Genomic DNA, 1,534 nt, shown 5'->3' on the forward strand with positions numbered 1-1,534 from the left:
AACAATAGATACTATATAATTGAATGAAGAATATCATAAAAGGAGAGCAAAAGACTTTAATGGATAAAAACAAGGAAATAACCTATTCAAATTTAGTACAATTTCTAGGGAAAGTACTTGGCCCTAATTACGAGGTCGTACTACACTCAATATCATTAGATAATTTATATAATTCACATATTGCAGCCATTGCAAATAACCATATAAGTGGGAGGACAAAAAACGCTCCATTAACAGGAATGGTCATAGAAATGGTTAAAAATAAGGAATACCTAAATAAAGATTTTATTACGAACTATAAAGGAATAACTAAAGATAAAAAGGAGATAAGGTCTTCTACCTTTTTCATAAAAGAAAAAGATGAACTTGTGGGCGCGCTTTGTATTAACTTCGATTCCAGTCGTTACTCTGAGATATCAAAGGAGATTCTGGAGTTAGCTCAAATTTTCATTAATCCTACAGATAATTCAGTAAAACCTGATAATAATTTGGATCAAAGTATAGAATACCTTTCTGAATCATTAGAAGATGTAATATACTCTATAATCGACCCTTCTTTATTAGAAAATGAAGATATTACTTTATCACAGAATCATAAAATAAATATCGTTCGAGAACTAGAATTAAAAGGGATATTCCAACTTAAAGGGGCAGTCCCTCGAGTGGCAGAGTTATTAAGAGTATCTGAACCAAGTGTCTATCGCTACTTAAAAATCATCGAGAGAGAAAAAAAGGAAGTACTATAAAGTGCTGAAAAAAAGAAGCCTTGATACGCAATTTTAACAACACAAAAAACCACTCCCTTATTTTTTTAGGAAGTGGTTTTTGTTATTGACTTTGCTAAATAGTCCCTCTTATTTTAAGAAGTTCATAAAGTTAGAGAATGAAGCAACTAGGTCTTGATAGTATCCTAGCACTTTATCCTTAAAAGAGATTTGGTCGGATTCCTTTTCTACCTCATTTTGACTCATTTGATCTGTTTCAGTAGCCACAATTTCTTCTTCATTTACTGTTTGTACTGATTCTTCAAGATCTGATACTGTATTTTCCACTGATTCTACCGTGGCTTGCTCTGGAGTTTCTACTTCTGAAGATTGATCTTCATTTACTGTTTGTACTGGTTCTGCAAGATCTGATACTGTATTATCCACTGATTCTACTGTTTCTTGCTCTGGAGTTTCTACTTCTGAAGATTGATCTTCAGTTACTACAACGACTGGGCTTTCTAGATTAACGTCGGTATCACTTGTTAGATCTATATTTGCGTTATCAACAGAGATGTCTTGGGATGTATCTGCCTCTAAAGTTGTTGTTTCTGTTTCACTGGCATCAGCAGATATATCGGATACTACGTTTTTAGATTCTTCACTTGTTTGAGCTAAATTTTCTTCAATAAGGGATTGATAGTATCCAATAAGACTTTGATAGCCATTAAAGATAAATTGATAAGTTTCATCTACCCATGTACTAGAGTCCTCTTCTTGATTTTGTGAATCATCTACTTGGTCATTCTCTGCTGCTGGTGCTTCTGTTT

Annotated in this window: 2 protein-coding genes; one reads left to right on the plus strand and one right to left on the minus strand. The window is 33.2% G+C overall.

All coding sequences use genetic code 11. From position 1 onward, the window contains the following. Positions 1–59: 59 nt before the first annotated feature. Positions 60–746, plus strand: a complete 687-nt coding sequence (locus V7124_RS22530; RefSeq protein WP_335493696.1) for a helix-turn-helix transcriptional regulator — start codon at positions 60–62, stop codon at positions 744–746. A 108-nt stretch (positions 747–854) separates the two neighbouring features. Here V7124_RS22530 and V7124_RS22535 read toward each other — a convergent pair. Beyond that, a partial coding sequence (locus V7124_RS22535) for a hypothetical protein (RefSeq protein ID WP_335493698.1) occupies positions 855–1,534 on the minus strand: 680 nt, incomplete at its 5' end.

It is taken from the genome of Neobacillus niacini (assembly GCF_036961885.1).
GTDB lineage: Bacteria > Bacillota > Bacilli > Bacillales > Cytobacillaceae > Neobacillus > Neobacillus niacini_H.

Bases quoted from the DNA above. Each gene is read 5' to 3' on its own strand.
- V7124_RS22530 (WP_335493696.1), top strand. From the start codon at position 60: ATGGATAAAAACAAGGAAATAACCTATTCAAATTTAGTACAATTTCTA.